Raw genomic sequence first — 26,279 nt, forward strand, 5'->3', positions numbered from 1 at the left:
CCATGACTTCTGCTGTCGAGATCTACACCAGGCCGGGCTGCGGCTATTGTTCCGCGGCGAGGTCCCTGCTGACCCGCAAGAAGGCAATCTTTACCGAATTTGACGTCGCCAAGAACCCCTCCTGGCGGGAGGAGATGTACGACCGCGCCGGCGAGGGCTCGACCTTCCCGCAGATCTGGATCGGTGGAACTCATGTCGGCGGCTGCGACGATCTCTACGCACTCGACCGCGAAGGCAAGCTTGACGGCATGCTGGAAGGTGTGAAGGCCAACTCATGAGCGAGAACCGCACATTTACGGCCGCCATGGTGCAGATGCGCACGGGTCTGATGCCCGGGCCGAGCCTCGAACAGGCCACGAAGCTGATCCGGCAGGCGGCGGCCAATGGCGCCGACTACGTGCAAACGCCTGAAGTCAGCAACATGATGCAGCTGAACCGCAAGGCCCTGTTCGAGCATCTGCAGAGCGAAGAGGACGACACTTCGCTGAAGGCCTACCGGGCGCTCGCGGCGGAACTGAAGATCCATCTCCATGTCGGCTCGCTGGCGCTGCGCTTCTCGGCCGAAAAGGCGGTCAACCGCTCCTTCCTGATCGGGCCCGAGGGCAACGTGCTCGCGAGCTATGACAAGATCCACATGTTCGACATCGAGCTGCCGGACGGCGAGAGCTATCGCGAATCCGCCAACTACCAGCCGGGCGAAACCGCGGTGATCTCCGATCTGCCCTGGGGCCGCGTGGGCTTGACGATCTGCTACGACGTGCGCTTCCCCGCGCTCTACCGCGCCCTCGCCGAGAGCGGCGCTTACTTCATCACCGTCCCGTCCGCCTTCACCCGCAAGACCGGCGAAGCGCACTGGCATGTGCTGCTGCGCTCGCGCGCGATCGAGACCGGCTGCTTCATCTTCGCAGCTGCCCAGGCAGGCACCCACGAGAACAAGCGCGAGACCTATGGCCATTCGCTGATCATCGATCCCTGGGGCGAGATCCTCGCCGAAGGCGACGTCGAGCCCGGCATCATCATGGCCAGGATCGACCCCACCAAGGTCGAGACCGCACGCCGCGCGATTCCCTCGCTCCAGCACGGCCGCCGCTTCGGCGTGTCCGATCCCAAGGCCGGGCCGGATCATTTGCACCTCGTGCGGGGTTCGGCATGATCCGCTACGCGCTCCATTGCGATCGAAACCACGCGTTCGAGAGCTGGTTCCAGAGCTCGTCGGCCTATGATTCGCAAGTGAAGCGCAAGCTCGTGACCTGCCCGATCTGCGGATCCGCCAAGGTCGACAAGGCGATCATGGCCCCGCGCATCGTCGGCAAGAAGGGCCGCGGGCGCGCGACGCCGCCGCCGGAAGCGACCACTACTCCCACGCCCGAGGCCGCGCCATCAGGTCCGACCTCGCTGTTGATGGCGCAGGAGAAAGAGCTGCGCACCAAGTTGAAGGAGCTGCGCGATCACATCGTGAAGAACGCCGACAATGTCGGCGAGCGATTCGCCAACGAAGCCCGCGCGATGCATTACGGCGACAAGGAGCACCGTCCGATCTACGGCGAGGCCTCGCCGGAGGAGGCGAAGTCGCTGATCGACGAGGGCATCGAGGTGTCGCCGCTGCCGACATTGCCGGAAGACCGGAATTAGGCCCCCACCAGCACCGCCACACCGATGATGATCAGCGCGATACCTGCAAGCTCGCGTGGTGCGATCGGCTGCTTGAACGAATAATACGCCACCGCTTGCGCGAACAGCACCTCGATCAGAGCGAGCGTGCGGACATTGGCGGCGGCCGTCAGCGCGAACGCCAGGAACCAGAATTGTGAGGCGAAGGCGCCCATGAAGCCGGCCAGCATCGACGGCTTCCACAGGCCGAGGATCGCCTGCAGCACCTTTGGCGCGCGCCAGAGCAGATAGATCGTCAGCACAAGCGTCTGCACGAACAGGCCGAGCACCAGCGTGAACGAGGCCGAGGTCACGAAGGAGACGCCGGGCACGTTGATGATCGCGCCGCGAAAGCCAACCGCAGACAGCGCAAACGCGGCAGCCGCAACGAGGCCGGTGATGGTCGGCTTCAATTCGGCAAAACTCTTCTCGCCGCCGGGCCTGAGCGCGGTGATGACGACGCCGACGGTCGCGATCACGATCGCCAGCACCTTCAGCCAGGTCAGGTGATCGCCGAGGAAGACGAAACCGAAGATCGCGGTCTGGATCGCCTCGGTCTTCAGATACGCCGTCGTCACCACGAAGGAGCGGTCGTTCATGGCGAGCAGCATCAGGCCGGTGGCGACGATCTGGCTGAGCGCGCCGAGCAGGAGCCACGGCCAGAACACGGTCGGCGGCATGCCCAGATGATCGCCGGTGGCGACCAGCACCACGCCGAGGAACAGCACCGAAAACGGGAAGCCGAACAGGAAGCGGATATTGGTCGCGCCCCAGGTCCCCAGCGGCTTCGTCAACGACCGCTGCATCGCATTGCGCGCGACTTGGCCGAGCGCAGCAACGAGGGTGAAGGGAATCCAGAGGCTGGCGATGGTGAGCATGGGGTGGGGCGGGCATTAGCGGGAAATAACTGCGGCCAACCTGCAAGTTGAGGCCAGCGCGGTCAACCGCACGGACGTCATGGGAGCGATGCTCTCGCCACCGTTTGTGGAGAAGCAGCTCGCATCCAGCTCCAGCCTCACACCATCCCTTCCGCCACCACCATGTAGTTCACGTCCATGTCCGACGAGAGCGTCCATTTGTCGGCGAAGGGTGAGTAGACCACGCCGGTCTGCTCGGTGATGACGAGGCGGTTGTCGAGCAGGTATTTTGTCAGCTCGTCGGGGGTGACGAACTTATTCCATTCGTGGGTGCCGCGCGGCAGCCAGCGCAGGACGTATTCGGCGCCGACGATGGCGAGCGCGAAGCTCTTCCAGTTGCGGTTCAGCGTCGAGACCACCATGAGGCCGTTCGGCTTCAGCATCGCGGCGCAACGCTTCAGGAAGACGCCGACATCGACGACGTGCTCGACCACTTCCATCGCCAGCACGATGTCGAAGCGCTCGCGCGGGTCGATCTCCTCCACCGTGGTGCAGCGGTAGTCGATCGCAAGATGGCCCTTGTCGGCGTGCAGCTTGGCCGCGGCGATGTTGCTCTGGGAAGGGTCGACGCCGATGACCTGCGCTCCGAGCCGCGACAGCGGCTCGCACAACAGGCCGGCGCCGCAGCCGATGTCGAGCACGCGAAGCCCGCCGAGGCAGTTGAGGCTGCGCACGTTGCGCTCGAACTTGCGGCAGGCGGCGTCGCGGATGTAGCCGAGCCGCAGCGGGTTGATCCGGTGCAGCGGCGCCATCTTGCCGTTGGGGTCCCACCACTCCGCCGAGAGTTTCGAGAACTTTGCGATCTCGGCGGCGTCGACGGTCGAGCCCGGCTGCGGGCTGACGGAGAGGGAAGTATTTTGCTGCATGCTCATGGTTACGCGCGGTCCTACCGCGTGGTGATCGAACTACGGAAGGCGAGCGGCGAGGCGATGGTCCGGATGGTTTCGCGACCTTCGCCGACGCCGTTGATGGTCACGTCGCCGTAGTTGAGAATACGTCCAAGAATCGTCTGATTGACATCGACGCTCTCGACCTTGTCCAGCGCCATCTCGAAGGTGCGGCGCTTGATGAAGCCGGTCTTGTGCACAATCCTGAGATTGGTGACGTCGGTCTCGGTGGTGAAGCGATGGAACCAGCCCTTCACGGTCCAGAACAGGGCCGCCAGAGCCACCACGCCCGAGGCGATGAGACAGAGAATCAGGAGCCCGTTGACCGTGGTCTGCCCCGACAGGACGAACAGGGCGAAAGCCGCGATCCAGGCCAGGATGGCCGGAAAATAGAAAATCCAGTGCGCATTGGTCGAATACAGCACCCGCTCGCCGGGCTGCAGGATTTCGTCAATATAGCGCGCCATAACCTCTGATAACCCATTGCCCGGATTGGCCGCAGCAGGAACCCGCTTGCCCCCGGCCCCGCCCCTCTGTATACGCGCGGTCGGGTGCCCGCAGCATCGTCTCGCGCGGGCCACCATACTGATCCCTTTGAAGGAATGCACGCGTCGTCATGAGCCGCCTCGTGATGAAATTCGGCGGCACATCCGTCGCCAACATCGAACGTATCCGCAACGTCGCACGCCATGTGAAGCGTGAGGTCGACGCCGGCCACGAAGTGGCCGTGGTCGTCTCGGCGATGTCCGGAAAAACCAACGAGCTGGTGGCCTGGTGCACCGAGGCCTCGCCGATGCACGACGCGCGCGAATACGACGCCGTCGTCGCCTCCGGCGAACAGGTGACATCCGGCCTGCTTGCCATCGCGCTCCAGGGCATGGGCATCCAGGCCCGCTCCTGGCAGGGCTGGCAGATCCCGATCAAGACCAGCGACGCCCACGCCTCGGCCCGGATCGAGGACATCGACGGCAGCGAGATCATCAGCCGTTTCAAGGATCGCAAGGAAGTCGCGGTCATCGCCGGCTTCCAGGGCATCAATCCGGAGACGGGTCGCATCACCACGCTCGGCCGCGGCGGCTCGGACACCTCGGCCGTGGCGATCGCCGCCGCCGTCAAGGCCGACCGCTGCGACATCTACACCGATGTCGATGGCGTCTACACAACCGACCCGCGAATCGTGCCGAAGGCCAAGAGGCTCGACAAGATCGCATTCGAAGACATGCTGGAACTGGCCTCCCAGGGCGCAAAAGTGCTCCAGGTCCGATCGGTGGAACTCGGCATGGTCCACAACATGCCGATCTTCGTCCGCTCGAGCTTCGACAAGCCCGAGGATATCGACCCGCATGCCAACCAGCCGCCCGGCACGCTGATCTGCAGCGAGGAGGAGATCATGGAAAGCCACGTCGTCACTGGTATCGCCTTCTCCAAGGACGAGGCCCAGATCTCGGTGCGCCAGATCGAGGACAAGCCGGGCGTTGCGGCGTCGATCTTCGGCCCGCTGGCGGATGCCAACATCAATGTCGACATGATCGTGCAGAACGTCTCCGAGGACGGCAAGACCACCGACCTCACCTTCACGGTGCCGGCGGCCGACTATACCCGCGCCAAGGACACGATTACCGCCGCCAAGGGCAAGATCGGCTATGCGCGGCTCGATACCGCCACCGACGTCGCCAAGATCTCGGTGATCGGCAGCGGCATGCGCAGCCATGCCGGCGTCGCTGCCCAGGCGTTCTCGGCCCTCGCCGGACGGAATATCAACATCCGGGCCATTACAACCTCCGAGATCAAATTCTCGGTTTTGATCGACACCGCTTATACCGAGCTTGCGGTGCGCACCCTGCACACGCTCTACGGTCTCGATCAGGCCTGAAACGCGACCATCGTCGCGCTTCAGGCTGTTGTTTGAGCATGGTCTTTCCGGAAAACAGCTTCGCACTTTCCGGACCATGCCCGGACTAATTTTCTCTTAGCGGTCGCAGCAAACGCGAAGGTGTACACACCTTCGCGTTTGGCAGGCGTTTTGCTTGGCAAAACAAGCCTCAATTCGCTATACGGCGAACAGGGTGGGCTGCCGCAGACTGTGTCCCAGTTCGGGGCGGCGCTGATTCGGTGCAGGCGCTAAATCTCAAGGGGATTTTGGGCTTGTGCCGGCGCCGGACAAACAATTTGATTGTTTTTCTGGAATTTTAGGCCAGCCGCCGGCCGATACCGCCGGGCCGGGCAGACGGAGGAGATTGACGGGACATGCGGAGCGCGTCGGGAGGTCCCCGCGTCTTGTTGAGACGGCTCCGCGAAACCATGGCGGAGCAGGTCTCGGCCCAGGAGCGGCTGGACAAGATCGTGGTGCTGATCGCCGCCAACATGGTGGCCGAGGTGTGCTCGGTCTACGTGCTGCGCATCGACAACACGCTGGAGCTCTACGCCACCGAAGGTCTCAACCGCGAGGCGGTGCACCACACCGTGCTGAGCGCCCATGAGGGCCTGGTCGGCCTCGTCGCCAGCGAGGCGACGCCGCTCAATTTGAGCGATGCGCAGAGCCACCCGGCCTTCTCGTTCCGCCCGGAGACCGGCGAAGAAATCTACCACTCCTTCCTCGGCGTGCCGATCCTGCGGGCCGGCAACACGCTCGGCGTGCTGGTGGTGCAGAACCGCGCCAAGCGCAATTATGTCGAGGAAGAGCTCGAGGCGTTGCAGACCACCGCCATGGTGCTGGCCGAGCTGATCGCCTCCGGCGAGCTCTCCGCGCTGGCCCAGCCGGGCCAGGAGCCTGCGGCGCGCCATTCCGCGCAGAAGGTCGGCGCCATCCTGTCGGAGGGCATCGCGCTCGGCCATGTCGTGCTGCATGAGCCGCGCGTCGTCATCAAGGACTACATCGCCGAGGACCTGCCCAAGGAAATCAAGCGGCTCGACACCGCGCTGGCCAAGCTCCGCGCCGATCTCGACCGCATGCTGGAGCGCGGCGACGTCGCCGAGGGCGGCGAGCATCGCGAGGTGCTGGAAGCCTATCGCATGTTCGCCAACGACCAGGGCTGGTCGCACAAGCTGCATGAGGCGGTCGCCACCGGCCTTACCGCGGAAGCCGCCGTCGAGCGCGTGCAGTCCGACACCCGCGCGCGCATGCTGCGCTCGACCGACCCCTACTTGCGCGACCGGCTGCACGACCTCGAGGATCTCGGCTACCGCCTGATGCGGCAGCTGGTCGGCCAGGACCACGCGCCCTCGCGCGAGCAGCTGCCCGACAACGCGATCGTCATCGCGCGCGCGATGGGCCCGGCGGCGCTGCTCGACTATGACCGCAAGCGCCTGCGCGGCATCGTGCTGGAAGAAGGCACCGCCAACTCCCACGTCTCGATCGTGGCGCGCGCGCTCGGCATTCCTGCCGTTGGCGAGGTGCCGAACGCGCCCGGCATCGCCGATCCCGGCGACGCCATCATCGTCGACGGCACCTCCGGTTCGATCTATGTGCGTCCCTCGCAGGAAGTCGAGGCGGCCTTCGCCGAGCGCGTGCGCTTCCGCGCCCGCCGCCAGGCGCAATATCTGGCGCTGCGCGACCTGCCCTGCGTCACCAGGGACGGCCAGAAGGTCGAGCTGATGATCAACGCAGGTCTTGCCATCGACCTGCCGCATATTGAGGACACCGGCAGCGCCGGCATCGGCCTGTTCCGCACCGAGCTGCAATTCATGGTCGGCCAGAGCCTGCCGCGCACCAGCGACCAGCTGGCGCTGTATCGTACCGTGCTCGATGCGGCCGGCACCAAGCCCGTCACCTTCCGCACCCTCGACATCGGTGGCGACAAGGCGCTGCCCTATATGGAAGCGGTGATCGAGGAAAATCCCGCGCTCGGCTGGCGCGCGATCCGGCTCGGGCTCGATCGTCCCGGCCTGCTGCGCGGCCAGATCCGTGCGCTGCTGCGCGCCGGTGGCGGCCGCGCGCTGCGCATCATGTTCCCGATGATCTCGGAGGTCGCCGAATTCGATTCGGCGAAGGCGCTGGTCGAACGCGAGCTCACCTATCTGCGCCAGCACGGCCATACGCTGCCGGAGCGTATCGACATCGGCACCATGGTCGAGGTGCCCGCTTTGCTCTATCAGCTCGACGAGCTCCTGAAGAAGGTCGACTTCATCTCGGTCGGCTCCAACGATCTGTTCCAGTTCCTGTTCGCGGTCGACCGCGGCAATGCAAAAGTCTCCGAGCGCTTCGACACCATGTCGGCGCCGATCCTGCGCGCGCTGCGCGAGATCGCACGCAAGTCACAGGCGGCGAAGAAGTCGCTCTCGCTCTGCGGCGAGATGGCGTCCAAGCCGCTTGGCGCACTGGCACTGATTGCGCTGGGCTACCGCTCGCTGTCGCTGTCGGCAACCGCACTCGGCCCCGTCAAGGCCATGGTCATCGACCTCGATGCCAAGAAGGCCGAAGCCGTGCTCGGCCCACTGCTGGACGCGCCGGCGGGCAGCGTCTCGATCCGGCAGAAACTGACGGAATTTGCCGAGGCCGAAGGCCTGGCATTGTAGCGGACCTGTCGCCGCTCCCTGCCGCCTCGCCTCCTTCCGCCATTTGAGACTGAACCGATGTCGTCACTCCCCGAAGCCAAACTGGACGTGCTCCTTGCACATCATGCCTCTCTCGAGGCCGAATCGCTGGGGCAGCTCGCCTCCGAGCGCTATGTGCAGATCACGCGCGAGCTCGCCGAGATCACCCCGCTGATCGAGGCGGTGAAGGCCTATCGTGCCGCGGTCAAGGAGCTCGCCGACACCGAGGCGCTGATCGCCGATCCCGCGACCGACGCCGAGATGCGCAGCATGGCGGAAGCCGAACGCGACGAGCTGACGCCGAAAATCGAGGAGCTGGTCCAGAAGATCCGGGTCGCGCTGCTGCCCAAGGACGCCATGGACGACCGCAACGTGGTGCTGGAAATCCGCGCCGGCACCGGCGGCGACGAGGCCTCGCTGTTTGCTGGCGACCTGTTCAGGATGTACGAGCGTTTCGCTGCCTTGCAGGGCTGGAAGGTCGAGGTGATCTCGGCCAGCGAAGGCACCGTCGGCGGCTACAAGGAAATCATCGCGGAGGTGCAGGGCCGCGGCGCGTTCTCGAAGCTGAAGTTCGAATCCGGCGTGCATCGCGTGCAGCGCGTGCCGGACACCGAGACGCAGGGGCGCATCCACACTTCGGCCGCGACGGTGGCCGTGCTGCCGGAGGTCGAGGACGTCGACGTCGACATCAAGAACGACGATTTGCGCATCGAGACCATGCGCGCGCAAGGAGCCGGCGGTCAGCACGTCAACAAGACCGAATCGGCGATCCGAATCACCCACATTCCGACCGGCATCGTGGTAATGATGCAGGACAGCCGCTCGCAGCACAAGAATCGCGCCTCGGCCATGAACATCCTGCGCTCGCGCATCTACGACGCCGAACGCCAGCGCGTCGATGCGGCACGGTCGGCCGAGCGCAAGGAGAAGGTCGGCTCAGGCGACCGCTCCGAGCGCATCCGCACCTACAATTTTCCGCAAGGGCGCGTCACCGACCATCGCATCAACCTGACGCTCTACAAGCTGCCGCAGGTGATCGCAGGCGAAGCGCTCGGCGAGTTGACCGACGCGCTGACCACCGAGCACCAGGCCGCGCAGCTCGCCGCACAGGGCGCGGCGGCCTGATCCCTGCCTCAGCGCACCTTTGCCAGGAACGATCGCAGGATCTTGCCCAACGCAGGTGCAGCGGCGCTCAGCTCGTCCAGGTGAATGCGCGAAAGCGAGCGCAGCTTCTGCTCACCCTTGGCCGTTAGCTTGACCAGGACGCGCCTTGCATCCTCGGGATCGGCCTCCCGAGCGATCAGCTTCAACTTCGCCATGCGGTCCACCAGCTCCACCGCCGTATGGTGCCGGATCAGGAGGAAGCCGGCGATGTCGCCGACGCTGGCGCCGTTGGGCTCGGCCAGCCCCTTGATCGCCAGCAGTGCCTGGTGCTGCTGCGGCGTCAACCCGGCGTTCTGGGCCGCGGCCTCGCTGAAGGCGAGGAAGGTGCGCAGCTGGTAGCGGAATTGGGCGAGCGCCGCGTAGTCAGCCTCGCGCATCGCGCCGCCCCTCGAGGGCGCAGCGCGCGCCGTGCGTCCGGTCTTCCGCTTCGCGTCAGCCATTCCGTGCCTTTCGACCTCCGCCCGCCGGCGGAGCGGGCGCTGTCGAGACTAGCAAGGAAGGCCGGGCGGAACCACCGACGGGCCTGGCAGATGCACAAATATAGGGGGTCTTTCAGCCCTGCTATTCGAAATTCGAGAGCAGGATCTTCACCAGGATGACCTGAAATGCGATCGGAATACGAACGCTCTTCCGCCTGATCGAGCGCTGGAGTGCACTGGCGATCTCGGCGCTGGTCAAGGCGCCTTCGGATGCATTCGTGATCAACTCGCCCCACATCTGCGACAGCGAGCCGCCGGGCGGGATCACCGGCTTGATGGTCACGCCGCAACCCTGCGCCCAGTCGACGATCTCCCGCATGGTGTGAGGACCGCAATTGCGCGTCGTCGCAAGCCGCTCCGCCGTCAGCGCGAGCAGCAGCTCGCGCGACGGTGACCAGGTCCCCTTCGGCGGCTGCTCGCCGGTGAGCTCGACCGCGAGCTCCTTCAGGACATTCTGGGCCCGCACGCTCAGTCTCTGCATCGGCACCGGCGTGCGCTTGGCCTGAACGGACCCGACGGGCGGCCCTCGCTGACCGGCGGACCGGCCACGCGGCTCCGGCATGCGCGAGGCATCGCCGGGCTGCGGCGATGCGCGCTGGTCGCTCCCCTCCCCGGCAGGCCACGCCGCCTCCTGCCGCTCCGCTTCTTGCGGCCAGGACCGTCGCTTCCGGGTACCCGCTACTGTCGTCTGCCGCGGCATCTCTCTCGCCGAACCCGCCAATCTCGTACTCACAAAGACTAATATATATCGTGATCCGATATGTTTTCACGCGATAATTTTCATCGTTCGACCAAAGGCGAAATTGACAGAAGGTGTTCACCAGCAATGTTTACGTCCAGGAGCTACACGCGGATGTGACGTGGCCGGTGCAGGCAGGCCCTTCGAGGCCGGTTGCCGCCGGACAGGTCGTCTTTTGCCTGCAAACAAGAACGATATCCGGAGGAAACGATCATGACTGACCATCTCATTCGCCGTGGCCTCTCGCGCCGCGGCCTGCTCCAGACCACGGCAGGCCTCATCGGCGGCTCGGTGCTGCCTGCGATGCCGGCCTTCGCCGAGGACAAGCCGGCGATCGGCTCCTATCCCGCGGGCGTTTCGGGTTCCACCGCCTTCATCGGCATCTCGGTGCCGCGCACCGGCACCTATGCCGTGCAGGGCGAGGACGAGCTCAAGGGCTATCAACTCGCGATCGAGCACATCAACAGCGGTCACGACCTGATCAAGAAGATCTCGCCAAAGACCAGCAAGGGCGTGCTCGGCAAGGAGCTGAAATTCGGCGTCGCGGATTCCGCGGCCAAGCCGAACGAGGCGGTGCAGGCGCAGCAGCGCTTCATCAGCGAGAACAAGGCGATCATGATCACCGGCGGCACCTCGAGCGCCGTTGCGGTCGCGCTGAACAAGCTCGCCCAGCGCGAGAAGGTGATCTTCGTCTGCGGCATCTCCGGCTCGAACGACACCACCGGCAAGGACTGCGTCCGCTACGGCTTCCGCCAGAACTTCTTCGGCCAGACCGCGGCGGCGGCGATCGGCCCCGTCATGGTCAAGGAGTTCGGCAAGGGCAAGAAGGCTGCGTATCTCACGCCTGATTACACCTACGGTCACACCGTCACCAAGTCGATGCAGGACTTTCTTGCGACCGCCGGCTGGACCACCGTCACCAACCAGGTCGCGCCGCTCGGCGCGCCCGATTATTCCTCCTATCTGCTGAACGTCGCGAATTCCGGCGCCGACGTGCTGATCAACGTCAACTGGGGCCACGACGCGGTGCTGTCTACCCAGCAGGCCAAGCAGTTCGGCGTGCTCGACAAGATGAAGCTGGTCGTCCCCTACCAGGTGCCCTTCATCGCGCGCGAGACCGGCGGGCTGATGCAGGGCGTCTACGCCGCCACCGACTATTGGTGGACGCTCGAGGACAAATTCCCGCTCGCCAAGATGTTCAACGAAGCCTTCGAGAAGAAGTACGGCTACAAGCCGGAATGGGGCGCGGAGAACGCCTATGTCAGCTTCGCGCACTGGGCCCGCATGTGCGAGCAGGCCGGCAGCTTCAGCCCGCCCGAGGTGATCAAGGCCTATGAGAAGGGCGAGACGCTGCCGTCCCTGGTCGGCGACGTGCATTACCGCCCCGAGGACCATCAGTGCGTCCGCCCGGTGATCATCGTCAAGGGCAAGCAGCAGAAGGACATGAAGACCAAGGAAGACTGGTACGATGTGGTCGAGGTCGTCCCGGGCGAAGGCTTGATGCAGAAGCCGGACGCCTTCGGCTGCCATCCAGGCGACTACAGCTGAGCTCGCGCTAACCCCCTGTGACGCCGTAGGTCGCTTCCGGCTCCTGCGGCGTCACCCATTTTTTGCGCATCGCCGGAACGCGCCGCCACAACCGTGATCCCTGCATGATTAGTTGGCCCAACCTCGTCTCGCAGCTCTTCAACGGGCTCGCGCTCGGCGCGCTGCTCGCGCTGATCAGCTCCGGCCTGACCATTATCTACGGCACGCTCGGCGTGCTCAACCTCGCGCATGGCGCGATGTTCATGATCGGCGGCTATGCCGGATTCGTCGCCTACCAGTACACGGAATCGTTCATCCTCGCCGTGATCGCCGGCTCGCTGTTCGTGATGCTGCTCGGCGTTGCGATGGAACGCGTCATCATCCGCCATTTCTATCATCGGCCGCACGAGGATCAGTTGCTCGTGACTTTCGGGCTCGGCATCTGCTTCGTCGAGATCATCCGGCTGATCTTCTCCAGCCAGTCGCAGCTGGTCCCGCCGCCGGCGATATTCCAGGGCATCACCAATCTCGGCTTCATGTTCTATCCGACCTACCGCCTCGCGGTGGTCGGCATCGTCGCGATCGCGCTCGGCGCGCTGTTCATCATCCTCTACCGGACAAGGCTCGGCATGATCGTGCGGGCCGGCATCGAGGACTCCGTGATGGTGGATTCGCTCGGCATCAATGTCTACCGGGTCTTCATGGTGGTGTTCGGCATCGGCGCGATGGCCGCCGGTTTTGCCGGCATCGTCAACGCGCCGGTGGTGTCGCTGACACCGGGCATCGGTGACGACATCCTGGTCCAGACCTTCGTGGTGGTGGTGATCGGCGGCGTCGGCTCGTTCCCAGGCGCCATCCTGGGCGGCCTGATCGCCGGCGAGATCATCAGCGTCACCTCCATGTTCAACCCCGGCTACGCCTATGTGATGCTGTTTGCGGCAATGACGCTCGTGCTCGTGGTGCGACCGCATGGCCTGCTCGGCGTCCAGGGCCGCGAGTAAGTGATCTCCTGATGCTCAAGCAACGCCCCTTCCTGATCGAGACACTGACGGCGATCGGCCTGATCGTGGCCCCCTTCGTGCTGCCCCATCTCGGCTTCGCGCCCAACACCGTGAACCGGATCCTGGTCTGGGGCCTGTTCGGCCTCGGCTTCGACATCCTGTTCGGATTCACCGGCCTGCTGTCGTTCGGCCAGTCCGCTTTCTACGGCACCGGCGGCTTCGTCGCGGCCTACCTCCTGACCCGCGCCGGCTTCGGCAACGTGCTGGGCGCGCTGATCATCGGCATGATCGCGGCGGCCGCGACCGGCTATCTGATCGGCCTGATCGCGCTCCGCCGCACCGGCATCTACTTCGCCATGATCACGGTCGCGATCGCGGAAGTGTTTTTCTTCGTCGAGTTCAATCCGCTCTCCGACTTCACCGGCGGCGAAAACGGCCTGCCGGGCGTGCCAACGCCGAGCTTCAATCTCGGCTTCACCACCCTCCACTTCACCAATGGCTGGTCGCTCTATCAATTCATCGCGCTGTGCTACTTCATCGGCGTCATCATCGCGCTGAGGATCGTGCGCTCGCCGGTCGGCGCCATTTTCAGCGCGATCCGCGACAATCCGCTGCGCGCCACCGCGGTCGGCCACAACATCCATGGCTACAAGCTGACTGCTTTCGTGATCGCAGCGGCCTATGCGGGGTTTGCCGGCGGCCTGCTCGGCGTGCTCCAGGCCTTCATGCCACCCGACGCGTTCACCTTCGACACGTCCGGCCAGCTCGTGATGCAGACCGCCATTGGCGGCCGCGGCACGCTGTTCGGGCCTCTGGTCGGCGCGACCGTTTGGCTCTTCCTTCAGGATTTCCTGCAATCCGCGCTGGGCTTGGGTGCCGCCTGGAAGCTGGTGCTTGGCGTCGTGTTCGTGCTGCTGGTCTGCTTCCTGCGCGGCGGCATCATCGGCGGTCTTGCGGACCTTTATCGCCTCCTCTCCGGCAGGCGTAAGCGGAGCGATACGGAGGCCGAGCCGGACACTGACACGACACTGCACCTAGCGCCCGCGCCGATGCAGGCCAAGGAGGTCGCGCACCCCGCTTATTCCGGGCCGATCCTGAAAGCCACCGGCCTCACCAAGCGCTATGGCGGCCTCGTCGCCAACAGCGACATCGATTTCAGTGTCAATCAGGGCGAGCTGCGCGGCATCATCGGCCCCAACGGCGCCGGCAAATCGACCTTCTTCAAGATGCTGACCTGCGAGATCGCGCCGACCTCCGGCCAGATCGTGTTCGAGGGACGTGACATCACGGGATTGAAGGTCACCGAGGTTTGCCAGCTCGGGCTCACCAAGAGCTACCAGGTCAATCAGCTCTTCACCGGGCTGACGGTGCGGCAGAACCTGACGATTGCCGCGCTCGCCGAGCTGCGCGGCAAGTTCCGACTCGATCTCTTCCGCAAGCTCTCCAGCGTCAAAGGCCTGACCGAGCAGGTGGAGCATACGCTGGCGCTGGTCAACCTGACCCGCCGCGCCGACACGCCGGTCGCCGAACTCGCCTATGGCGAGAAGCGCCGGCTCGAGATCGGGCTCGCGCTCGCGACCTCGCCGCGCCTGCTGCTGCTCGACGAGCCGCTCGCGGGCATGAGCCCGCGCGAGCGGGTCGAGACCGTCAAGCTGCTCAAATCGATCGCGCGCGGCCGCACCATGATCATCATCGACCACGACATGGATTCGCTGTTCGAGCTGGTCGAGCGCGTCACGGTGCTTCAGGAGGGCAAGGTGCTGCTCGACGGCACGCCGGAGGAAATCCGGACCAACGCCGCGGTGCAGGAAGCCTATCTCGGCGGCGTGCACGGGGAGATCGCCGCATGAGCCTGATCGAGGTCAACGGCCTGAACAGCTATTACGGGGATTCCCACATCCTGTTCGACGTGGCCATGCACGTCGAACGTCACGAGGTGGTGGCGCTGCTCGGCCGCAACGGCGCCGGCAAGAGCACGACTCTGAAGAGCCTGATGGGCGTCGTGACGCCGCACAGCGGCAGCGTGAAATTCGACGGCATCGATATCGCCGGACGCAGGAGCCACAGAATCGCGCAGGCGGGCATGCAGCTCGTGCACGAGGAGCGGCGCATCTTCGGCAGCCTGTCGGTGGAGGAAAATATCGTCCTTGCCGGGTTCACCGCGCCGAAACGCTGGCCGCTCGACCGCATCTACGAGATGTTTCCGCGGCTGAAGGAGCGACGCAACAACCGCGGCACCGAGCTCTCCGGCGGCGAGCAGCAGATGCTCGCGATTGCGCGGGCGCTGGTGCGCGATCCCAAGATCGTGCTGCTGGACGAGCCGTTCGAGGGGCTCGCGCCCGTCATCGTCCACGATCTCGTCAAGGCCTGCCGGGAGTTGGCGGCGGCCGGCCAGACCATCGTGCTGGTTGAGCAGAATTTGGCGGCGACGCTGGCGCTGGCGAGCCGGATCTACATCATCAACAACGGCCACATCGTGCACGAAGGTCCGGCGCAGGAGCTCAAGGCCCAGCCGGAGCTGCTGCAGCGCTATCTCGGCGTCTAGCCACCCGCCGAGCTCAGGTTCAGCCGCCGAGCGCTGCGATCATCCGTTTGGCATGATCGGCGAGCACGGCCATATCTTCCTTGCGGGTCTGCGCCGGCAAGAGGTCGACGCCGGCCCTGACAGGCATGACGTGCATGTGCAGGTGAAGCACCACCTGCCCGCTGGCCGGCTCGCTGAACTGCTGGAGGATAATACCCTCCGCGTCAAACGCCTTCATCGCCGCAATCGCGATTCGCTTGGCCGTCCGGGCGACGGCGGCAAGATCGTCCTCCGCAATATCCAGGATGCCGCGCGCCGGCGCCCGCGGAATCACCAGCGCGTGCCCGGGCACGCGCGGCATGATGTCGAGGAAGGCCAGGCTGCGCTCATCCCTGAAAACCTCGAAGCAGGGAATCTCGCCGCGCAGGACCTTTGCGAAGACGTTCTGATCGTCATAGGCCGTCATGGACCCCTCCACGCTCGCGAGGCGCGATCAAACGCGCTCCTTTCCGTTGACGCAAGCGAGCCGGCCGATCTATCCACGATGCCAGGCAGGATGGCTCCATTGGCGACAAATATCTATCCCGGACATAATGTCGAGAGTGCCCGGCGCGCGCTTGCGGCACGGCTGCAAGCGGCCGGCATCGAGGAGGCGGCCCTCGATGCGCGCCTGCTCGTCGGCGCCGCGCTGGAGCTCGATCTGACCGGCATGGTGACGCAGGCATCGCGACAACTCACGCCTGAGGAGACCACGCAGCTCGAACGATACGCGCAACGCCGGCTCGCGCATGAGCCGGTCGCCCGCATTCTCGGCGTGCGAGACTTCTGGGGCATGCCGTTGCGGTTGTCCGAGGCGACGCTGGTACCGCGGCCGGATACCGAGACCGTCGTCGAACTGGCGCTCGAGATCTTCCGCGAGCTGGCGATATCGGGCCGGCGCCCGCGAATCGCCGATATCGGCGTCGGATCGGGCGCCATTCTGCTCGCATTGCTGTGGGAGATTCCCGACGCGTTCGGCGTCGGTACCGATGTCAGCCCGACGGCGCTCGATACGGCGCGCGACAATGCGGCCGCCCTCGGCCTCGGCGGCCGCGCAGGCTTCGTCGCCTGCTCCTATCTGACGGCGCTGCGCGGTCCGTTTGACCTCATCGTTTCGAACCCGCCCTATATTCCTTCCGCCGAAATCCCGAGACTGAGCATCGAGGTGCGCGACCACGATCCGCATCTGGCGCTCGACGGCGGCAATGACGGATATGACGCCTATCGCGCTCTCATCCCGCAGGCGGCCGAGCGTCTCGCCCCCGGCGGAGCGCTGATCGTCGAGGCCGGACAGGGGCAGGCCAGAAATATTGAAACCTTGATGATAGCTGGCGCGTTAACGGTGGACAGGCCACCCAAGGCCGACCTGGCGGGCATTCCGCGGGCCGTTTCGGCCCGAAAAATGCCCCCATAAAAGCCGGATTGGCTTGCAAAAAGCTCTTGGAATATCCCTTGGGAACGACTACGTTCCGATCAACACATCGGTGCCGGCCCCGTAGACCTACGGGCGAAAGCCGGGCTCTCGGGCGAGAGCTTTACTGATAAAGGTTCCAAGCCGCAGGTCCTGTGAAGCGCGATAGCCAGTGGAGCTGCGCTGCTCTCCGACCGCAAAAGTGAACGAAAGCCTGATATTGCGCTTGAAGACTTACGCAACACAGCTGGGCTTGTTTCGGCAGGCAAAATGAATGGGTTCGCTGGCGATCAGTGCTGGCGGGTGGGGAACGCGTCCTTGTTGAACGCGACGGTCGACGAACATCGGCAGGGTTCGATCCGCTCTTGCGCGCGGTGCGCGCGAGCGATGTGAACCGCTGTCACCAGGTCACTCCTGGCAATCAGTAATGCGTGCAACGTTTAGGGCTGGAATTAAAGGCAGGACATGAGAAACGGTCAGAACAAGCAGCGGATGCGCAACCGCAACAATAACAATAACAACAACAACCGGCGCAGCCAGAACCCGATGACCCGGGTCTACGAGTCCAACGGACCCGACATCAAGATCCGCGGCACCGCCTCGCACATCGCTGAAAAGTATCTCCAGCTCGCACGCGACGCGCGCTCCTCCGGCGACCCCGTTGCAGCCGAGAACTACTACCAGCACGCCGAGCATTATTTCCGCCTGATCGCCGCGGCCCAGGAACAGTTCCGCCAGAACCAGCAGCCGCGCGGTGACGAGCCGATCAGCAGCAATAGCGACGACGGCGACGACGACGGCGAGAATTTCTCGAATTTCGGCCAGGAGCCGGGCTTCGTCCCGCAGCCGCAACAGCAGCAGCCCTTCGCGCGCGACCGCGACGGCCAGCGCGATCATCATCAGCGTGATCATCAGCAGCGCGACAACCAGCCCTATCAGCGCGATCAGCAGCAGCCGCGCGAGCACCGCGAGCGCGACCATCGCCCGCAGCCGCAATATCAGCCCCAGCCGCAACCGCAGAATCAGCCGCAGCCCGTCGTCACCGACGCCGGCAGCGTCGATCGCCTGCCCTCCTTCATCACCGGCGCGCAGCCGCAGGTGAATGGCGGCGCGAATGGCGGCCAGGCCGGTTTCGAGGGCGGAGCCGGCGGTGGCGAACGCTATCCGCGCCGGCGGCGCCGGCCGCATGGCCCGCGCCCCGAGCGCGAAGCAGCTCCAGCCGCATCCGGCGATGATCTTGCGCCCAGCGAGTAAGTCTCTTCTGATCGACTGATCTGGAATCGTCCCGGCCTCGCCGGGACGATTTTGTTTTTGACGACCACCGGTCGCGACAACGCTTGTGACCTAGCTGCGCGTCGCCGTCGTCGAGGACGGGACCAGCACGGGCTTCGCGAGCGACGGAATCAGCCGTGCCCGCTCGCGCTTGGCAGGGATCGCGCGGTAGACCTGCTTGGTCGCCTCCACGATATGGACGCCGGCAAAGGGCAGCGACAATGCCGCACCGGCGCGCTCCCACATCTGCGCCGATTTCAGCACCCAGCCGCCGGCATAGGGCGGCATGAACAGCGCCTCGCCCCAGGCGGTCGGCGTGAACCAGGTTTGGCGCAGCAGGTCGGTGATCTGCGAGCGCGAATAGGGCCGGCCGTGACCGAACGGCGTGCTGTCGGTACGGGTCCACACCCCGCGCCGGTTCGGGATCACCGCGATCACGCGCCCGGACGGCGACAGCACGCGCCATACCTCGCGCAGCAGCGCGGCCGGATCGTCCGACATCTCCAGCGCGTGGACCAGCAGGATGCGGTCGACCGCGGCGTCGGGGAGCGGCAGCGAGAATTCGTCGACCAGCGAGGCCAGCGCCGGCCGTCCCGTGGGCCATTTCAGGACGCCCTGGGCCGCCGGCATGAAGGCGAGGCAGCGCTCGGCGTCTTCGCGGAACAACCCCAGATAGGGCGTGGGATAGCCGAGGCCGAGCACGCGCTGGCCTGCCGCCCTCGGCCAGCGTTCCCTGATGCCGCGATTGATCATTTGCCGCGCCACGATCCCGAGGCGGCGGGAATAGAACTCGCGGAGGTCGACGACGTCGATGGTCATGACGGCAATGTAACATGCACGAGACCGCCGCCGCGCGCGGAATATTGCATTGCCTGCGCAACGTTAACGCCATATTTGTCTGGCGGGGCTGAGCCCGATGGAGATGACATGGCCGCCGAAATTCGTACTTTCACCTGTTTAAACGACAATTTCGGCTATCTGATCCACGATGTGGAAACCAAGGCGACGGCGTCGATCGACGCGCCTGAGGCCGGCCCCATCCTGGCGGCGCTGGAGCGCGAGGGCTGGCAGCTCACCGACATCCTGATCACCCATCATCACGGCGATCATGTCGGCGGGGTCGCCGAACTCAAGCAGAAATACAAATGCCGCGTCGTCGCGCCGCACGACAAGACCACGAAGATTGCGGACGTCGATCTGCGTGTCGCCAATGCCGACGTCGTCAAGATCGGCAATTTGCTGGCGCGCGTGCTGGAGACGCCGGGTCACACGCTCGACCACATCTCCTACGTGTTCGACACCGAGAAGACGGTGTTCGCCGCCGACACGCTGTTCTCGATCGGCTGCGGCCGCGTGTTCGAGGGCACCTATCCGATGATGTGGGATTCGCTTCTGAAGCTGCGTGCCCTGCCCGACGACTTCAAGCTCTATTGCGGCCACGAATACACGGCCTCCAACGTCAAGTTTGCGCTCACCGTCGATCCCGACAATGCGGCGCTCCAGGCGCGCGCAGCGGAGGTGACGAGGCTCCGGGCCGAGAACAAGCCGACCATTCCCACGCTGCTTGGCGACGAGAAGCGGGCCAACGTGTTCCTGCGCGCCGATGAGCCGCAGGTCGCGGCGAGGCTGCACATGAAGGGCGCGGATGCCGCCGCGGTGTTCGGCGAGCTGCGCGAGCGCAAGAACAAGTCCTGAAGAACAAATCCTGACTGGAATCGATGCCGACTGCAGCCGAGATCATCGCGCGCCTCGAACTCCGTCCGCATCCCGAGGGCGGCCATTATCGCGAGACATTTCGCGACCAGACCACTGATGCCAACGGGCGTTCGCGCTCGACCCTGATCTACTTCCTGCTGGCACGCGGCGAGCGTTCGCACTGGCATCGCGTCGATGCGGTCGAGACGTGGCACTATTACGCCGGCAGTCCCTTGATGCTGCGCATCGCCCATGACGGCTGCTCGCAGCACCATGTGCGGCTCGGCACTGACCTTGCGAATGGAGACCGGCCGCAGGCGATCGTGCCGGCACAGGCCTGGCAATCGGCGGAGACGACGGGCGAGTGGACGCTGGTCGGCTGCACCGTGGCCCCGGCGTTCGAGTTCGCAGGCTTCGAGCTCGCGCCGCAGGGCTGGGAGCCGTAGGGCCAACTGACATTTCGGGGCATCGCATGCAGCATCGAGCCCGGAATGATCATCGCTTCCGCAGCACCATATCCTTCGCCGCAATCAGGCCGCCGCCGGCAATCAGGATTGCGGCAATGGCGATGTTGGCGCTGGCCTTGGCAAATCCGGCGGCGATGAGGAAGCCGGTCGAGAGCAGCGGCGTCGCGTAGGAGGCGGCGCCGAGCACGCGGATGTCACCGCGCTTCATGCCGATGTCCCAGGCGTAGAACGCGGCACCGACGGGACCGATGCCCAGCGCGATCACCGAGAGCCATTGCAGCGTGGTCTCCGGCCAGACGGTGGTCTCGAGCAGGCCGTGCATCAGCGCGGCAAGCACGGCGGTGGCCAGGCAGAATCCAGCGACCGCATCGGTCGGAACGGCCTTGAGCCGGCGCGACAGCACCGAATAGGCCGCCCAGACGAACGCAGCGATGAAGGCCGCGGCCAATCCCGGCACCTGCCCGGCCGCGAAGCCGGAGGTGTTGCCGGCGAACAGCAGCACGGTGCCGACGAGGCCGAGCACCGCGCCGATGATGTGATGAGGCGCGAGCCGCTCGCCCGGCAGGAAGGACGAGAACAGCACGATCAGCAGCGGCCACAGATAATTCAGCAGGCCGGCTTCGGCCGGCGGCGCAAAGCGCAGCGCGAGAAAATACAGTGCGTGATAGCCGAACAGGCCGCCGACGCCGACGGCCCAGACGGCCAGCGGCTGACGCAGGCTCTTCGCCGCCTCGCCGCGGCCGATCCAGGTGAACAGGCCGACCAGGCCGCCGATCGCGAAGGTCATCGCGGCGAGCTGGAACGCCGGGATCCTTCCAGTCGCCACCGTCATTACCGACAGCAGCGACCACATCAGGATCGCGGTCAATCCGATCAGCGTGGCTGTGCGCGGGGTCATTGACGAAGGCTCTGAGGACAACGATGCCCGGCACGAGGCCGGGCATTGTCGTCTTCACTATCGCCTTGTCGCGCCTGAAGCTACAGGCTTTTGACCTGAAGACCTGGCGCCCTATCAGGCCTGATATTGGCCGCCATTGATGGTCATCGTCGAGCCCGTGATGAAACCGGCCTCGTCAGCCGCCAGGAACACGACCGCGCGGGCAATCTCTTCGGGCTCGCCGAGCCGGCTGACCGGGATCTGCGGGATCACGTTCTTCTCCAGGACGTCCTTCGGCACCGCCTGCACCATTTCGGTGTTGATGTAGCCGGGGCAGATCGCATTGACGGTGATGCCGCCCTTGGCATTCTCCAGCGCGAGCGCCTTGGTGAAGCCGATGTCGCCGGCCTTCGCCGCGGAATAATTGACCTGACCGAACTGCCCCTTCTGGCCGTTGATCGACGAGATCGAGATGATGCGGCCGAACTTGCGCGAACGCATGCCCTCGATGACCTGGCGCGTCATGTTGAAGAGCGAGCCAAGATTGGTGTTGATGACCGCGTTCCACTGCTCCAGCGTCATCTTGTGGAAGGCGGTGTCGCGGGTGATGCCGGCATTGTTGACGAGCACCTCGATCGGCCCGAGATCGGCCTCGACCTTCTTCACGCCCTCGGCGCAGGCATCGAAACTACTGACGTCCCATTTGTAGACGGCGATGCCGGTATCGGCCTTGAACTTCTCCGCCGCCGTATCGTTGCCGGCATAGCTCGCCGCAACCTTGTATCCCGCCGCCTTCAGTGCCTTGCTGATCGCAGCACCGATGCCCCGCGTACCACCCGTGACCAATGCAACACGTGCCATGTCGTATTCCTTCCCTTGGACTCTTCGGACGTTTCTGAAGCGATTGTTTTTTAACGTTGGATTATGCGGTTGGTTTGACGGACATCAAGAACAAAACGCCCGGCGTTGAGCCGGGCGTTTGGATTTAGTCGAGGCATGCAAGATTGCGAAGAATATTTGATTTGCAACCGCTGCCTTTTTAGTCGCGTGCAACGCACTCACTGACGTGTGCAGCGCACGCGCAAACCGCGCGTAAGCTACGCGTCAGCTATCTTCAGTCGCGCGCGATGCACATTGCGATGCCCATGCCGCCGCCGATGCACAGCGTGGCGAGGCCCTTCTTCGAATCGCGCTTTTGCATCTCGTGCAGCAGCGTCACCAGCACGCGTGCGCCGGACGCGCCGACCGGATGACCGATCGCGATCGCGCCGCCGTTGACGTTGACCTTGGAGGTGTCCCAGCCGAGATCCTTGTTGACGGCGCAGGCTTGGGCCGCGAAGGCCTCGTTGGCCTCGATCAGGTCGAGATCGCCGACATTCCAGCCGGCCTTCTTCAGCGCGGCGCGCGAGGCCGGGATCGGGCCGGAGCCCATGATCTTCGGATCGACGCCGGCCTGCGCCCAGGACACGATCCGCGCGAGCGGCTTCTTGCCTTCCTTGGCGGCCTGTTTGGCGGTCATCAGCACCACGGCGGCGGCGCCGTCATTGATGCCGGATGCCGAGCCCGCGGTGACCGTGCCGTCCTTCTCGAAGGCCGGCTTGAGCTTGGCCATGCCGTCGAGCGTGGCGCCATGACGCGGATATTCGTCGGCGCTGACGACGATGTCGCCCTTGCGGGTCTTGATGGTGACGGGGACGATCTCGTCGTTGAACTTGCCGGCCTTCTGCGCCGCTTCGGCCTTCTGCTGCGAGGCGACCGCGAACTCGTCCTGCTGGGCGCGGGTGATCTGCCACTGCCGTGCGACGTTCTCGGCGGTGTTGCCCATGTGGTAGCCGTTGAAGGCGTCCCACAGGCCATCCTTGATCATGGTGTCGACGAACTCGACGGCACCCATCTTGACGCCGCCACGCAGATACTGGGCGTGCGGGGCCATGCTCATGGATTCCTGGCCACCGGCGACGACGATTTCGGAATCGCCGTTGAGCAGCGCCTGGTAACCGAGCGCGACCGTGCGCAGGCCCGAGCCGCAAAGCTGGTTGACGCCCCAGGCCGGGCTCTCCACCGGAATACCGGCGGCGATCGAGGCCTGGCGGGCCGGGTTCTGGCCTTGGGCGGCGGTCAGGATCTGTCCCATGATGACTTCCGAGACCCGGCCGGGCTCGATGCCACCGCGCTCCAGCGCGGCCTTGATGGCGACGGCGCCGAGATCGTGGGCGGGAAGGGTCGCGAACGCTCCGTTGAAGCTTCCGACCGGGGTGCGGGCGGCGCTGACGATGACGACATCGTCTGACATGGGCATCTCCTGAGGCTTGAGGTTTCTTGAAAGGGGGCAGGCGGGGCTTTGAGAAAACGGCTCGCCAGTCTCGTCAGCCATCCTGTTAACGTCGTTGAGGCATGTCAATCGGCCGGCGACCGAATTCATGCCGCAGCGCATTCAAAATAGCGTTCTTGGCGCTTTCGCAAGCAAGATTTTGCTCTGCGATTAACCGTGCCGCACAAAACGGTAGCGTGAGCCCTTTGAAAATGCTTATTTTGTTGCGTTGCGTACTCTTCCCGCCCTGCGGCATAGCCCGCCGGGTTCCCGTTCTCCGCGTTCCTTGCAAGTGAGAGCCCATGGCGAAATCAGACCAACCCACAACCATCAAGAAATACGCGAACCGCCGGCTCTATAATACCGGGACGAGTACCTACGTCACGCTGGAAGACCTTGCCGCGATGGTCAAGGATGGCGAAGATTTCCTGGTCTATGACGCCAAGACCGGCGACGACATCACCCGCTCCGTGCTCGCCCAGATCATCTTCGAGCAGGAGAACAAGGCCGGCCAGAACCTGCTCCCGACCACCTTCCTGCGCCAGCTCATCCGCTTCTACGGCGACAGCATGCAGATGGTGGTGCCGAAATATCTGGAGCAGTCGATCGCGACCCTGACCCAGGAGCAAGAGAAGTTCCGCAAGCAGATCGCCAACACCCTGTCCGGCACTCCTTTTGCTCCTCTGGAAGAACAAGTCCGCCGTAACATGGAGCTGTTCCAGCAGACCTTCTCGATGTTCAAGCCGTTTGCTCCGAATGCGGGCCGTCCGGCGACCAGCACGGAGCCGGAGCCCGACGCGAACGCCGAGGCGCCGAAGGACAGCAACATCGACGATTTGCGCCAGCAGATGAAGGACATGCAGGAGCGCCTCGAGCGCATGTCGAAGAAGGACGAGTAGGACCTTTCGCGCCGACCAGCGCGTCCGCCCGCGGCGGGCGCGCGATTGGCAATTTCGCGCGCGCCTACCATTTCTTCCTCACCGGCTTTAGCCCAGTCATCCCCGCGCAACGGCGAAGCCGTTGTCGCTGGAGGCCGCCGCTCCGCTCCGGCGCCTCAGGATGACGGCTTGACACGCACGGAGCGCGCCATGTCCGATCGCACCATGCATTGGGACAACGTCTACGCCACCAAGGGCGAGACCGAGGTCAGCTGGTTTCAGGACAGCCCGACGATCTCGCACGACATGATCCGCGCGGCCAATCCGGATCATGACGCGGCGATCATCGATATCGGCGGGGGCGCTTCGCGACTGGTCGACGCTCTTCTTCAAGACGGATATCGCGATCTCACCGTGCTGGACCTCTCCGCCAACGCGCTCGACGTGGCGAAGACACGAATCGGTCAGGCCTCTTCCGCGGTCGACTGGATCATCGCCGATGCCACGGCTTGGCGGCCGGCCAGGATTTACGATGTGTGGCACGACCGCGCGGCCTTTCACTTCCTGACCGAGCCCCGCGACAGGGCGGCTTATGTCGAGCGGCTGCGATCCGCGATTGCGCCCGGCGGCCAGATCATCATTGCGACCTTTGCACCCGATGGTCCGGAGAGATGCAGCGGCTTGCCGGTGCAACGCCATGACAGCGCCAGCCTTGCTGCAGAGCTCGGGCCGGAGTTCGAGCTGGTCGAGACGCGACGCGAGACGCATCACACGCCGTGGAATTCGATGCAGGCGTTTCAGTTCAGCCGGTTTAAGCGAAGCCTTTAGAAACGGGTGTCATGCCCCGGCTTGACCGGGGCATCCAGTACGCCGCGGCTTATCGAGAAATCACAACTGGCTCTGGAATACTGGATCGCCCGATCAAGTCGGGCGATGACAGCGGAGTCAATGGCAGCTACGCCGCCAGCTTCACCGCATGCGCGAAGTCCCAATAGAGTTTCCGCGCTTTGGTGTAGAACGGGCCCGGCTTCAGCTCGCGCTCGTCGATGCGGATCACCGGGGCGACCTTGGCGAAATTGCCGGTCGAGAAGATCTCGTCGGCAGCCAGGAAGTCGGCATAGCGCAGCGTCTTCTCGACCACGGTGACGCCGTCGCCGCGAAGCAGGGTGATGACGCGCTGGCGCGTGATGCCGTTTAGGAACGTGCCGTTCGGCACCGGCGTATAGACCACGCCGTCCTTGGCCATGAACACGTTGGAATTGCCGAACTCGGCGACGTTGCCGAGCATGTCGAGCATCAGCGCGTTCTGGAAGCCGCGGGACGCAGCTTCCGCGAGCGCGCGCGAATTGTTGGGGTAGAGGCAGGCCGCCTTCGCCTCGACCGGCGCACATTCGGCGGTGGGCCTGCGGAACGGCGACAGGGTGATGGCGTTGCCGACGGGTTTGGGCATCGGCGCCTCGTAGATGCAGAGGCACCAATTGGTGGTCTCGGGGTCGAACAGCACGCCGCCGCCCGAGCCGTTCTCCGCCCAATACATCGGACGGACGTAGAGCTCGGCATTGGCCGCAAAGCGCGCAATGCCCTCATTCGCAAGCGTGAGCCAGGTGCCGGTGTCGACCACCGGCTTCAGGCCAAAATTGATCGCGGATTGATTGGCACGGGCGACATGACGGTCGAGATCGGGCGCAACACCCTCGAACGCGCGTGCACCGTCGAACACGATCGAGCCGAGCCAGGCTGCATGCGTGCGCGGGCCCATGATCGGCACATTGCCGTCGTGCCATTTGCCCTCGAAGAAGGTCCAGCTCGGCGAATATTCGATCGGCTTCCTGATCTCGGCCATATCAGGCCTCCCCTTGCATATCCCCGCACTATTGTCCCAATTCCTAAACGATTTGCTGCGGGGAT

27 protein-coding genes are annotated in these 26,279 nt (G+C 64.7%); 16 read left to right on the top strand and 11 right to left on the bottom strand.

What is annotated here, in order from left to right:
* Positions 1-2: 2 nt before the first annotated feature.
* From grxC to BM190_RS29885, 3 genes are read left to right on the top strand one after another with little or no spacing between them, the layout of a single operon-like run.
* On the top strand, positions 3-278 hold the full coding sequence (gene grxC / locus BM190_RS29875; RefSeq protein WP_018320549.1) for a glutaredoxin 3: 276 nt from the start codon (positions 3-5) through the stop codon (positions 276-278).
* The gene (locus BM190_RS29880) at positions 275-1,153 is read left to right on the top strand and encodes a carbon-nitrogen hydrolase family protein (RefSeq protein ID WP_092261328.1); all 879 of its coding nucleotides are present in this window, start codon (positions 275-277) and stop codon (positions 1,151-1,153) included. Before grxC ends, BM190_RS29880 begins: the two co-directional genes overlap by 4 nt.
* Positions 1,150-1,632 (top strand): DUF1178 family protein, encoded by a 483-nt coding sequence (locus BM190_RS29885; RefSeq protein ID WP_018320547.1) that lies wholly within the window; start codon positions 1,150-1,152, stop codon positions 1,630-1,632. Before BM190_RS29880 ends, BM190_RS29885 begins: the two co-directional genes overlap by 4 nt.
* On the opposite strand, the gene BM190_RS29890 is transcribed toward BM190_RS29885, so the two are convergent.
* From BM190_RS29890 to BM190_RS29900, 3 genes are all read right to left on the bottom strand, one after another.
* Positions 1,629-2,528 carry an EamA family transporter gene (locus BM190_RS29890; protein WP_018320546.1) on the bottom strand — a complete coding sequence of 300 codons (900 nt, stop codon included), beginning with the start codon at positions 2,526-2,528 and terminating at the stop codon, positions 1,629-1,631. The genes BM190_RS29885 and BM190_RS29890 overlap by 4 nt on opposite strands.
* Before the next feature lie 137 nt (positions 2,529-2,665).
* Positions 2,666-3,439, bottom strand: a complete 774-nt coding sequence (ubiG, locus tag BM190_RS29895) for a bifunctional 2-polyprenyl-6-hydroxyphenol methylase/3-demethylubiquinol 3-O-methyltransferase UbiG (protein WP_018320544.1) — start codon at positions 3,437-3,439, stop codon at positions 2,666-2,668.
* Positions 3,440-3,453: 14 nt separating this feature from the next.
* A complete protein-coding gene (locus tag BM190_RS29900; RefSeq protein WP_018320543.1) occupies positions 3,454-3,921 on the bottom strand; it encodes a PH domain-containing protein in 468 nt (155 codons plus the stop codon).
* Between the two features lie 149 nt (positions 3,922-4,070).
* On the opposite strand from BM190_RS29900, the gene BM190_RS29905 reads away from it, so the two are divergent.
* From BM190_RS29905 to prfA, 3 genes are all read left to right on the top strand, one after another.
* A complete protein-coding gene (locus BM190_RS29905) occupies positions 4,071-5,327 on the top strand; it encodes an aspartate kinase (protein WP_018320542.1) in 1,257 nt (418 codons plus the stop codon).
* A 374-nt stretch (positions 5,328-5,701) separates the two neighbouring features.
* Positions 5,702-7,969: a phosphoenolpyruvate--protein phosphotransferase gene (gene ptsP, locus BM190_RS29910; RefSeq protein ID WP_018320541.1), complete on the top strand. Its 2,268-nt coding sequence runs from the start codon at positions 5,702-5,704 to the stop codon at positions 7,967-7,969.
* Positions 7,970-8,026: 57 nt separating this feature from the next.
* Entirely contained in the window at positions 8,027-9,112 is a 1,086-nt protein-coding gene (gene prfA / locus BM190_RS29915) for a peptide chain release factor 1 (protein ID WP_018320540.1), read from the top strand.
* 8 nt (positions 9,113-9,120) lie between these two features.
* On the opposite strand, the gene BM190_RS29920 is transcribed toward prfA, so the two are convergent.
* Both BM190_RS29920 and BM190_RS41280 read right to left on the bottom strand, forming a co-directional pair.
* Positions 9,121-9,591, bottom strand: coding sequence for a MarR family winged helix-turn-helix transcriptional regulator (locus tag BM190_RS29920; RefSeq protein WP_092261329.1), 471 nt, complete (start codon positions 9,589-9,591; stop codon positions 9,121-9,123).
* 121 nt (positions 9,592-9,712) lie between these two features.
* Positions 9,713-10,096 (bottom strand): hypothetical protein, encoded by a 384-nt coding sequence (locus tag BM190_RS41280; RefSeq protein WP_244550768.1) that lies wholly within the window; start codon positions 10,094-10,096, stop codon positions 9,713-9,715.
* Between the two features lie 486 nt (positions 10,097-10,582).
* Between BM190_RS41280 and BM190_RS29930 the strand changes: the two genes are divergently transcribed.
* The 4 genes from BM190_RS29930 (at position 10,583) to BM190_RS29945 (ending at position 15,442) form a co-directional block, all read left to right on the top strand.
* The gene (locus BM190_RS29930; RefSeq protein ID WP_092261331.1) at positions 10,583-11,917 is read left to right on the top strand and encodes a substrate-binding protein; all 1,335 of its coding nucleotides are present in this window, start codon (positions 10,583-10,585) and stop codon (positions 11,915-11,917) included.
* 104 nt (positions 11,918-12,021) lie between these two features.
* On the top strand, positions 12,022-12,897 hold the full coding sequence (locus BM190_RS29935; RefSeq protein ID WP_026202378.1) for a branched-chain amino acid ABC transporter permease: 876 nt from the start codon (positions 12,022-12,024) through the stop codon (positions 12,895-12,897).
* A gap of 11 nt (positions 12,898-12,908) precedes the next feature.
* Entirely contained in the window at positions 12,909-14,747 is a 1,839-nt protein-coding gene (locus BM190_RS29940) for a branched-chain amino acid ABC transporter ATP-binding protein/permease (protein WP_092261332.1), read from the top strand.
* Positions 14,744-15,442: an ABC transporter ATP-binding protein gene (locus BM190_RS29945; protein WP_018320534.1), complete on the top strand. Its 699-nt coding sequence runs from the start codon at positions 14,744-14,746 to the stop codon at positions 15,440-15,442. Before BM190_RS29940 ends, BM190_RS29945 begins: the two co-directional genes overlap by 4 nt.
* A gap of 19 nt (positions 15,443-15,461) precedes the next feature.
* Here the strand turns inward: BM190_RS29945 and BM190_RS29950 are convergent, their stop codons facing one another.
* A complete protein-coding gene (locus BM190_RS29950) occupies positions 15,462-15,887 on the bottom strand; it encodes an HIT domain-containing protein (RefSeq protein WP_092261333.1) in 426 nt (141 codons plus the stop codon).
* 90 nt (positions 15,888-15,977) lie between these two features.
* Between BM190_RS29950 and prmC the strand changes: the two genes are divergently transcribed.
* Positions 15,978-16,874, top strand: a complete 897-nt coding sequence (gene prmC, locus BM190_RS29955) for a peptide chain release factor N(5)-glutamine methyltransferase (protein WP_092261334.1) — start codon at positions 15,978-15,980, stop codon at positions 16,872-16,874.
* A 462-nt stretch (positions 16,875-17,336) separates the two neighbouring features.
* Positions 17,337-18,125: a DUF4167 domain-containing protein gene (locus tag BM190_RS29960; protein ID WP_018320531.1), complete on the top strand. Its 789-nt coding sequence runs from the start codon at positions 17,337-17,339 to the stop codon at positions 18,123-18,125.
* 90 nt (positions 18,126-18,215) lie between these two features.
* On the opposite strand, the gene BM190_RS29965 is transcribed toward BM190_RS29960, so the two are convergent.
* The gene (locus tag BM190_RS29965) at positions 18,216-18,962 is read right to left on the bottom strand and encodes a methyltransferase domain-containing protein (RefSeq protein WP_092261335.1); all 747 of its coding nucleotides are present in this window, start codon (positions 18,960-18,962) and stop codon (positions 18,216-18,218) included.
* A 108-nt stretch (positions 18,963-19,070) separates the two neighbouring features.
* On the opposite strand from BM190_RS29965, the gene gloB reads away from it, so the two are divergent.
* Both gloB and BM190_RS29975 read left to right on the top strand, forming a co-directional pair.
* A complete protein-coding gene (gene gloB, locus BM190_RS29970; RefSeq protein ID WP_092261336.1) occupies positions 19,071-19,838 on the top strand; it encodes a hydroxyacylglutathione hydrolase in 768 nt (255 codons plus the stop codon).
* A 23-nt stretch (positions 19,839-19,861) separates the two neighbouring features.
* Positions 19,862-20,284 (top strand): cupin domain-containing protein, encoded by a 423-nt coding sequence (locus tag BM190_RS29975; protein WP_092261337.1) that lies wholly within the window; start codon positions 19,862-19,864, stop codon positions 20,282-20,284.
* Positions 20,285-20,333: 49 nt separating this feature from the next.
* Here BM190_RS29975 and yddG read toward each other — a convergent pair whose 3' ends face one another.
* From yddG to BM190_RS29990, 3 genes are all read right to left on the bottom strand, one after another.
* The gene (gene yddG / locus BM190_RS29980) at positions 20,334-21,203 is read right to left on the bottom strand and encodes an aromatic amino acid exporter YddG (protein WP_092261338.1); all 870 of its coding nucleotides are present in this window, start codon (positions 21,201-21,203) and stop codon (positions 20,334-20,336) included.
* Positions 21,204-21,317: 114 nt separating this feature from the next.
* Complete coding sequence (phbB, locus tag BM190_RS29985; protein WP_018320526.1) at positions 21,318-22,043, bottom strand: acetoacetyl-CoA reductase; 726 nt, start codon at positions 22,041-22,043, stop codon at positions 21,318-21,320.
* Between the two features lie 253 nt (positions 22,044-22,296).
* Positions 22,297-23,475, bottom strand: coding sequence for an acetyl-CoA C-acetyltransferase (locus BM190_RS29990; protein WP_026202376.1), 1,179 nt, complete (start codon positions 23,473-23,475; stop codon positions 22,297-22,299).
* Positions 23,476-23,795: 320 nt separating this feature from the next.
* Here BM190_RS29990 and phaR point away from each other — a divergent pair, with 320 nt between their 5' ends.
* Both phaR and BM190_RS30000 read left to right on the top strand, forming a co-directional pair.
* Positions 23,796-24,392 carry a polyhydroxyalkanoate synthesis repressor PhaR gene (gene phaR, locus BM190_RS29995; RefSeq protein ID WP_092261339.1) on the top strand — a complete coding sequence of 199 codons (597 nt, stop codon included), beginning with the start codon at positions 23,796-23,798 and terminating at the stop codon, positions 24,390-24,392.
* Between the two features lie 189 nt (positions 24,393-24,581).
* Entirely contained in the window at positions 24,582-25,199 is a 618-nt protein-coding gene (locus BM190_RS30000) for a class I SAM-dependent methyltransferase (protein WP_092261340.1), read from the top strand.
* Positions 25,200-25,326: 127 nt separating this feature from the next.
* On the opposite strand, the gene BM190_RS30005 is transcribed toward BM190_RS30000, so the two are convergent.
* Complete coding sequence (locus BM190_RS30005) at positions 25,327-26,214, bottom strand: branched-chain amino acid aminotransferase (RefSeq protein WP_092261341.1); 888 nt, start codon at positions 26,212-26,214, stop codon at positions 25,327-25,329.
* Positions 26,215-26,279 lie beyond the last annotated feature (65 nt).

It is taken from the genome of Bradyrhizobium sp. Rc3b, from assembly GCF_900114915.1.
Lineage (GTDB): Bacteria > Pseudomonadota > Alphaproteobacteria > Rhizobiales > Xanthobacteraceae > Bradyrhizobium.

Coding starts and splice junctions, on each gene's coding strand:
- grxC (WP_018320549.1), top strand. CDS start 3: ATGACTTCTGCTGTCGAGATCTACACCAGGCCGGGCTGCGGCTATTGT.
- BM190_RS29880 (WP_092261328.1), top strand. CDS start 275: ATGAGCGAGAACCGCACATTTACGGCCGCCATGGTGCAGATGCGCACG.
- BM190_RS29885 (WP_018320547.1), top strand. CDS start 1,150: ATGATCCGCTACGCGCTCCATTGCGATCGAAACCACGCGTTCGAGAGC.
- BM190_RS29890 (WP_018320546.1), bottom strand. CDS start 2,528: ATGCTCACCATCGCCAGCCTCTGGATTCCCTTCACCCTCGTTGCTGCG.
- ubiG (WP_018320544.1), bottom strand. CDS start 3,439: ATGAGCATGCAGCAAAATACTTCCCTCTCCGTCAGCCCGCAGCCGGGC.
- BM190_RS29900 (WP_018320543.1), bottom strand. CDS start 3,921: ATGGCGCGCTATATTGACGAAATCCTGCAGCCCGGCGAGCGGGTGCTG.
- BM190_RS29905 (WP_018320542.1), top strand. CDS start 4,071: ATGAGCCGCCTCGTGATGAAATTCGGCGGCACATCCGTCGCCAACATC.
- ptsP (WP_018320541.1), top strand. CDS start 5,702: ATGCGGAGCGCGTCGGGAGGTCCCCGCGTCTTGTTGAGACGGCTCCGC.
- prfA (WP_018320540.1), top strand. CDS start 8,027: ATGTCGTCACTCCCCGAAGCCAAACTGGACGTGCTCCTTGCACATCAT.
- BM190_RS29920 (WP_092261329.1), bottom strand. CDS start 9,591: ATGGCTGACGCGAAGCGGAAGACCGGACGCACGGCGCGCGCTGCGCCC.
- BM190_RS29930 (WP_092261331.1), top strand. CDS start 10,583: ATGACTGACCATCTCATTCGCCGTGGCCTCTCGCGCCGCGGCCTGCTC.
- BM190_RS29935 (WP_026202378.1), top strand. CDS start 12,022: ATGATTAGTTGGCCCAACCTCGTCTCGCAGCTCTTCAACGGGCTCGCG.
- BM190_RS29940 (WP_092261332.1), top strand. CDS start 12,909: ATGCTCAAGCAACGCCCCTTCCTGATCGAGACACTGACGGCGATCGGC.
- BM190_RS29945 (WP_018320534.1), top strand. CDS start 14,744: ATGAGCCTGATCGAGGTCAACGGCCTGAACAGCTATTACGGGGATTCC.
- BM190_RS29950 (WP_092261333.1), bottom strand. CDS start 15,887: ATGACGGCCTATGACGATCAGAACGTCTTCGCAAAGGTCCTGCGCGGC.
- prmC (WP_092261334.1), top strand. CDS start 15,978: ATGGCTCCATTGGCGACAAATATCTATCCCGGACATAATGTCGAGAGT.
- BM190_RS29960 (WP_018320531.1), top strand. CDS start 17,337: ATGAGAAACGGTCAGAACAAGCAGCGGATGCGCAACCGCAACAATAAC.
- BM190_RS29965 (WP_092261335.1), bottom strand. CDS start 18,962: ATGACCATCGACGTCGTCGACCTCCGCGAGTTCTATTCCCGCCGCCTC.
- gloB (WP_092261336.1), top strand. CDS start 19,071: ATGGCCGCCGAAATTCGTACTTTCACCTGTTTAAACGACAATTTCGGC.
- BM190_RS29975 (WP_092261337.1), top strand. CDS start 19,862: ATGCCGACTGCAGCCGAGATCATCGCGCGCCTCGAACTCCGTCCGCAT.
- yddG (WP_092261338.1), bottom strand. CDS start 21,203: ATGACCCCGCGCACAGCCACGCTGATCGGATTGACCGCGATCCTGATG.
- phbB (WP_018320526.1), bottom strand. CDS start 22,043: ATGGCACGTGTTGCATTGGTCACGGGTGGTACGCGGGGCATCGGTGCT.
- BM190_RS29990 (WP_026202376.1), bottom strand. CDS start 23,475: ATGTCAGACGATGTCGTCATCGTCAGCGCCGCCCGCACCCCGGTCGGA.
- phaR (WP_092261339.1), top strand. CDS start 23,796: ATGGCGAAATCAGACCAACCCACAACCATCAAGAAATACGCGAACCGC.
- BM190_RS30000 (WP_092261340.1), top strand. CDS start 24,582: ATGTCCGATCGCACCATGCATTGGGACAACGTCTACGCCACCAAGGGC.
- BM190_RS30005 (WP_092261341.1), bottom strand. CDS start 26,214: ATGGCCGAGATCAGGAAGCCGATCGAATATTCGCCGAGCTGGACCTTC.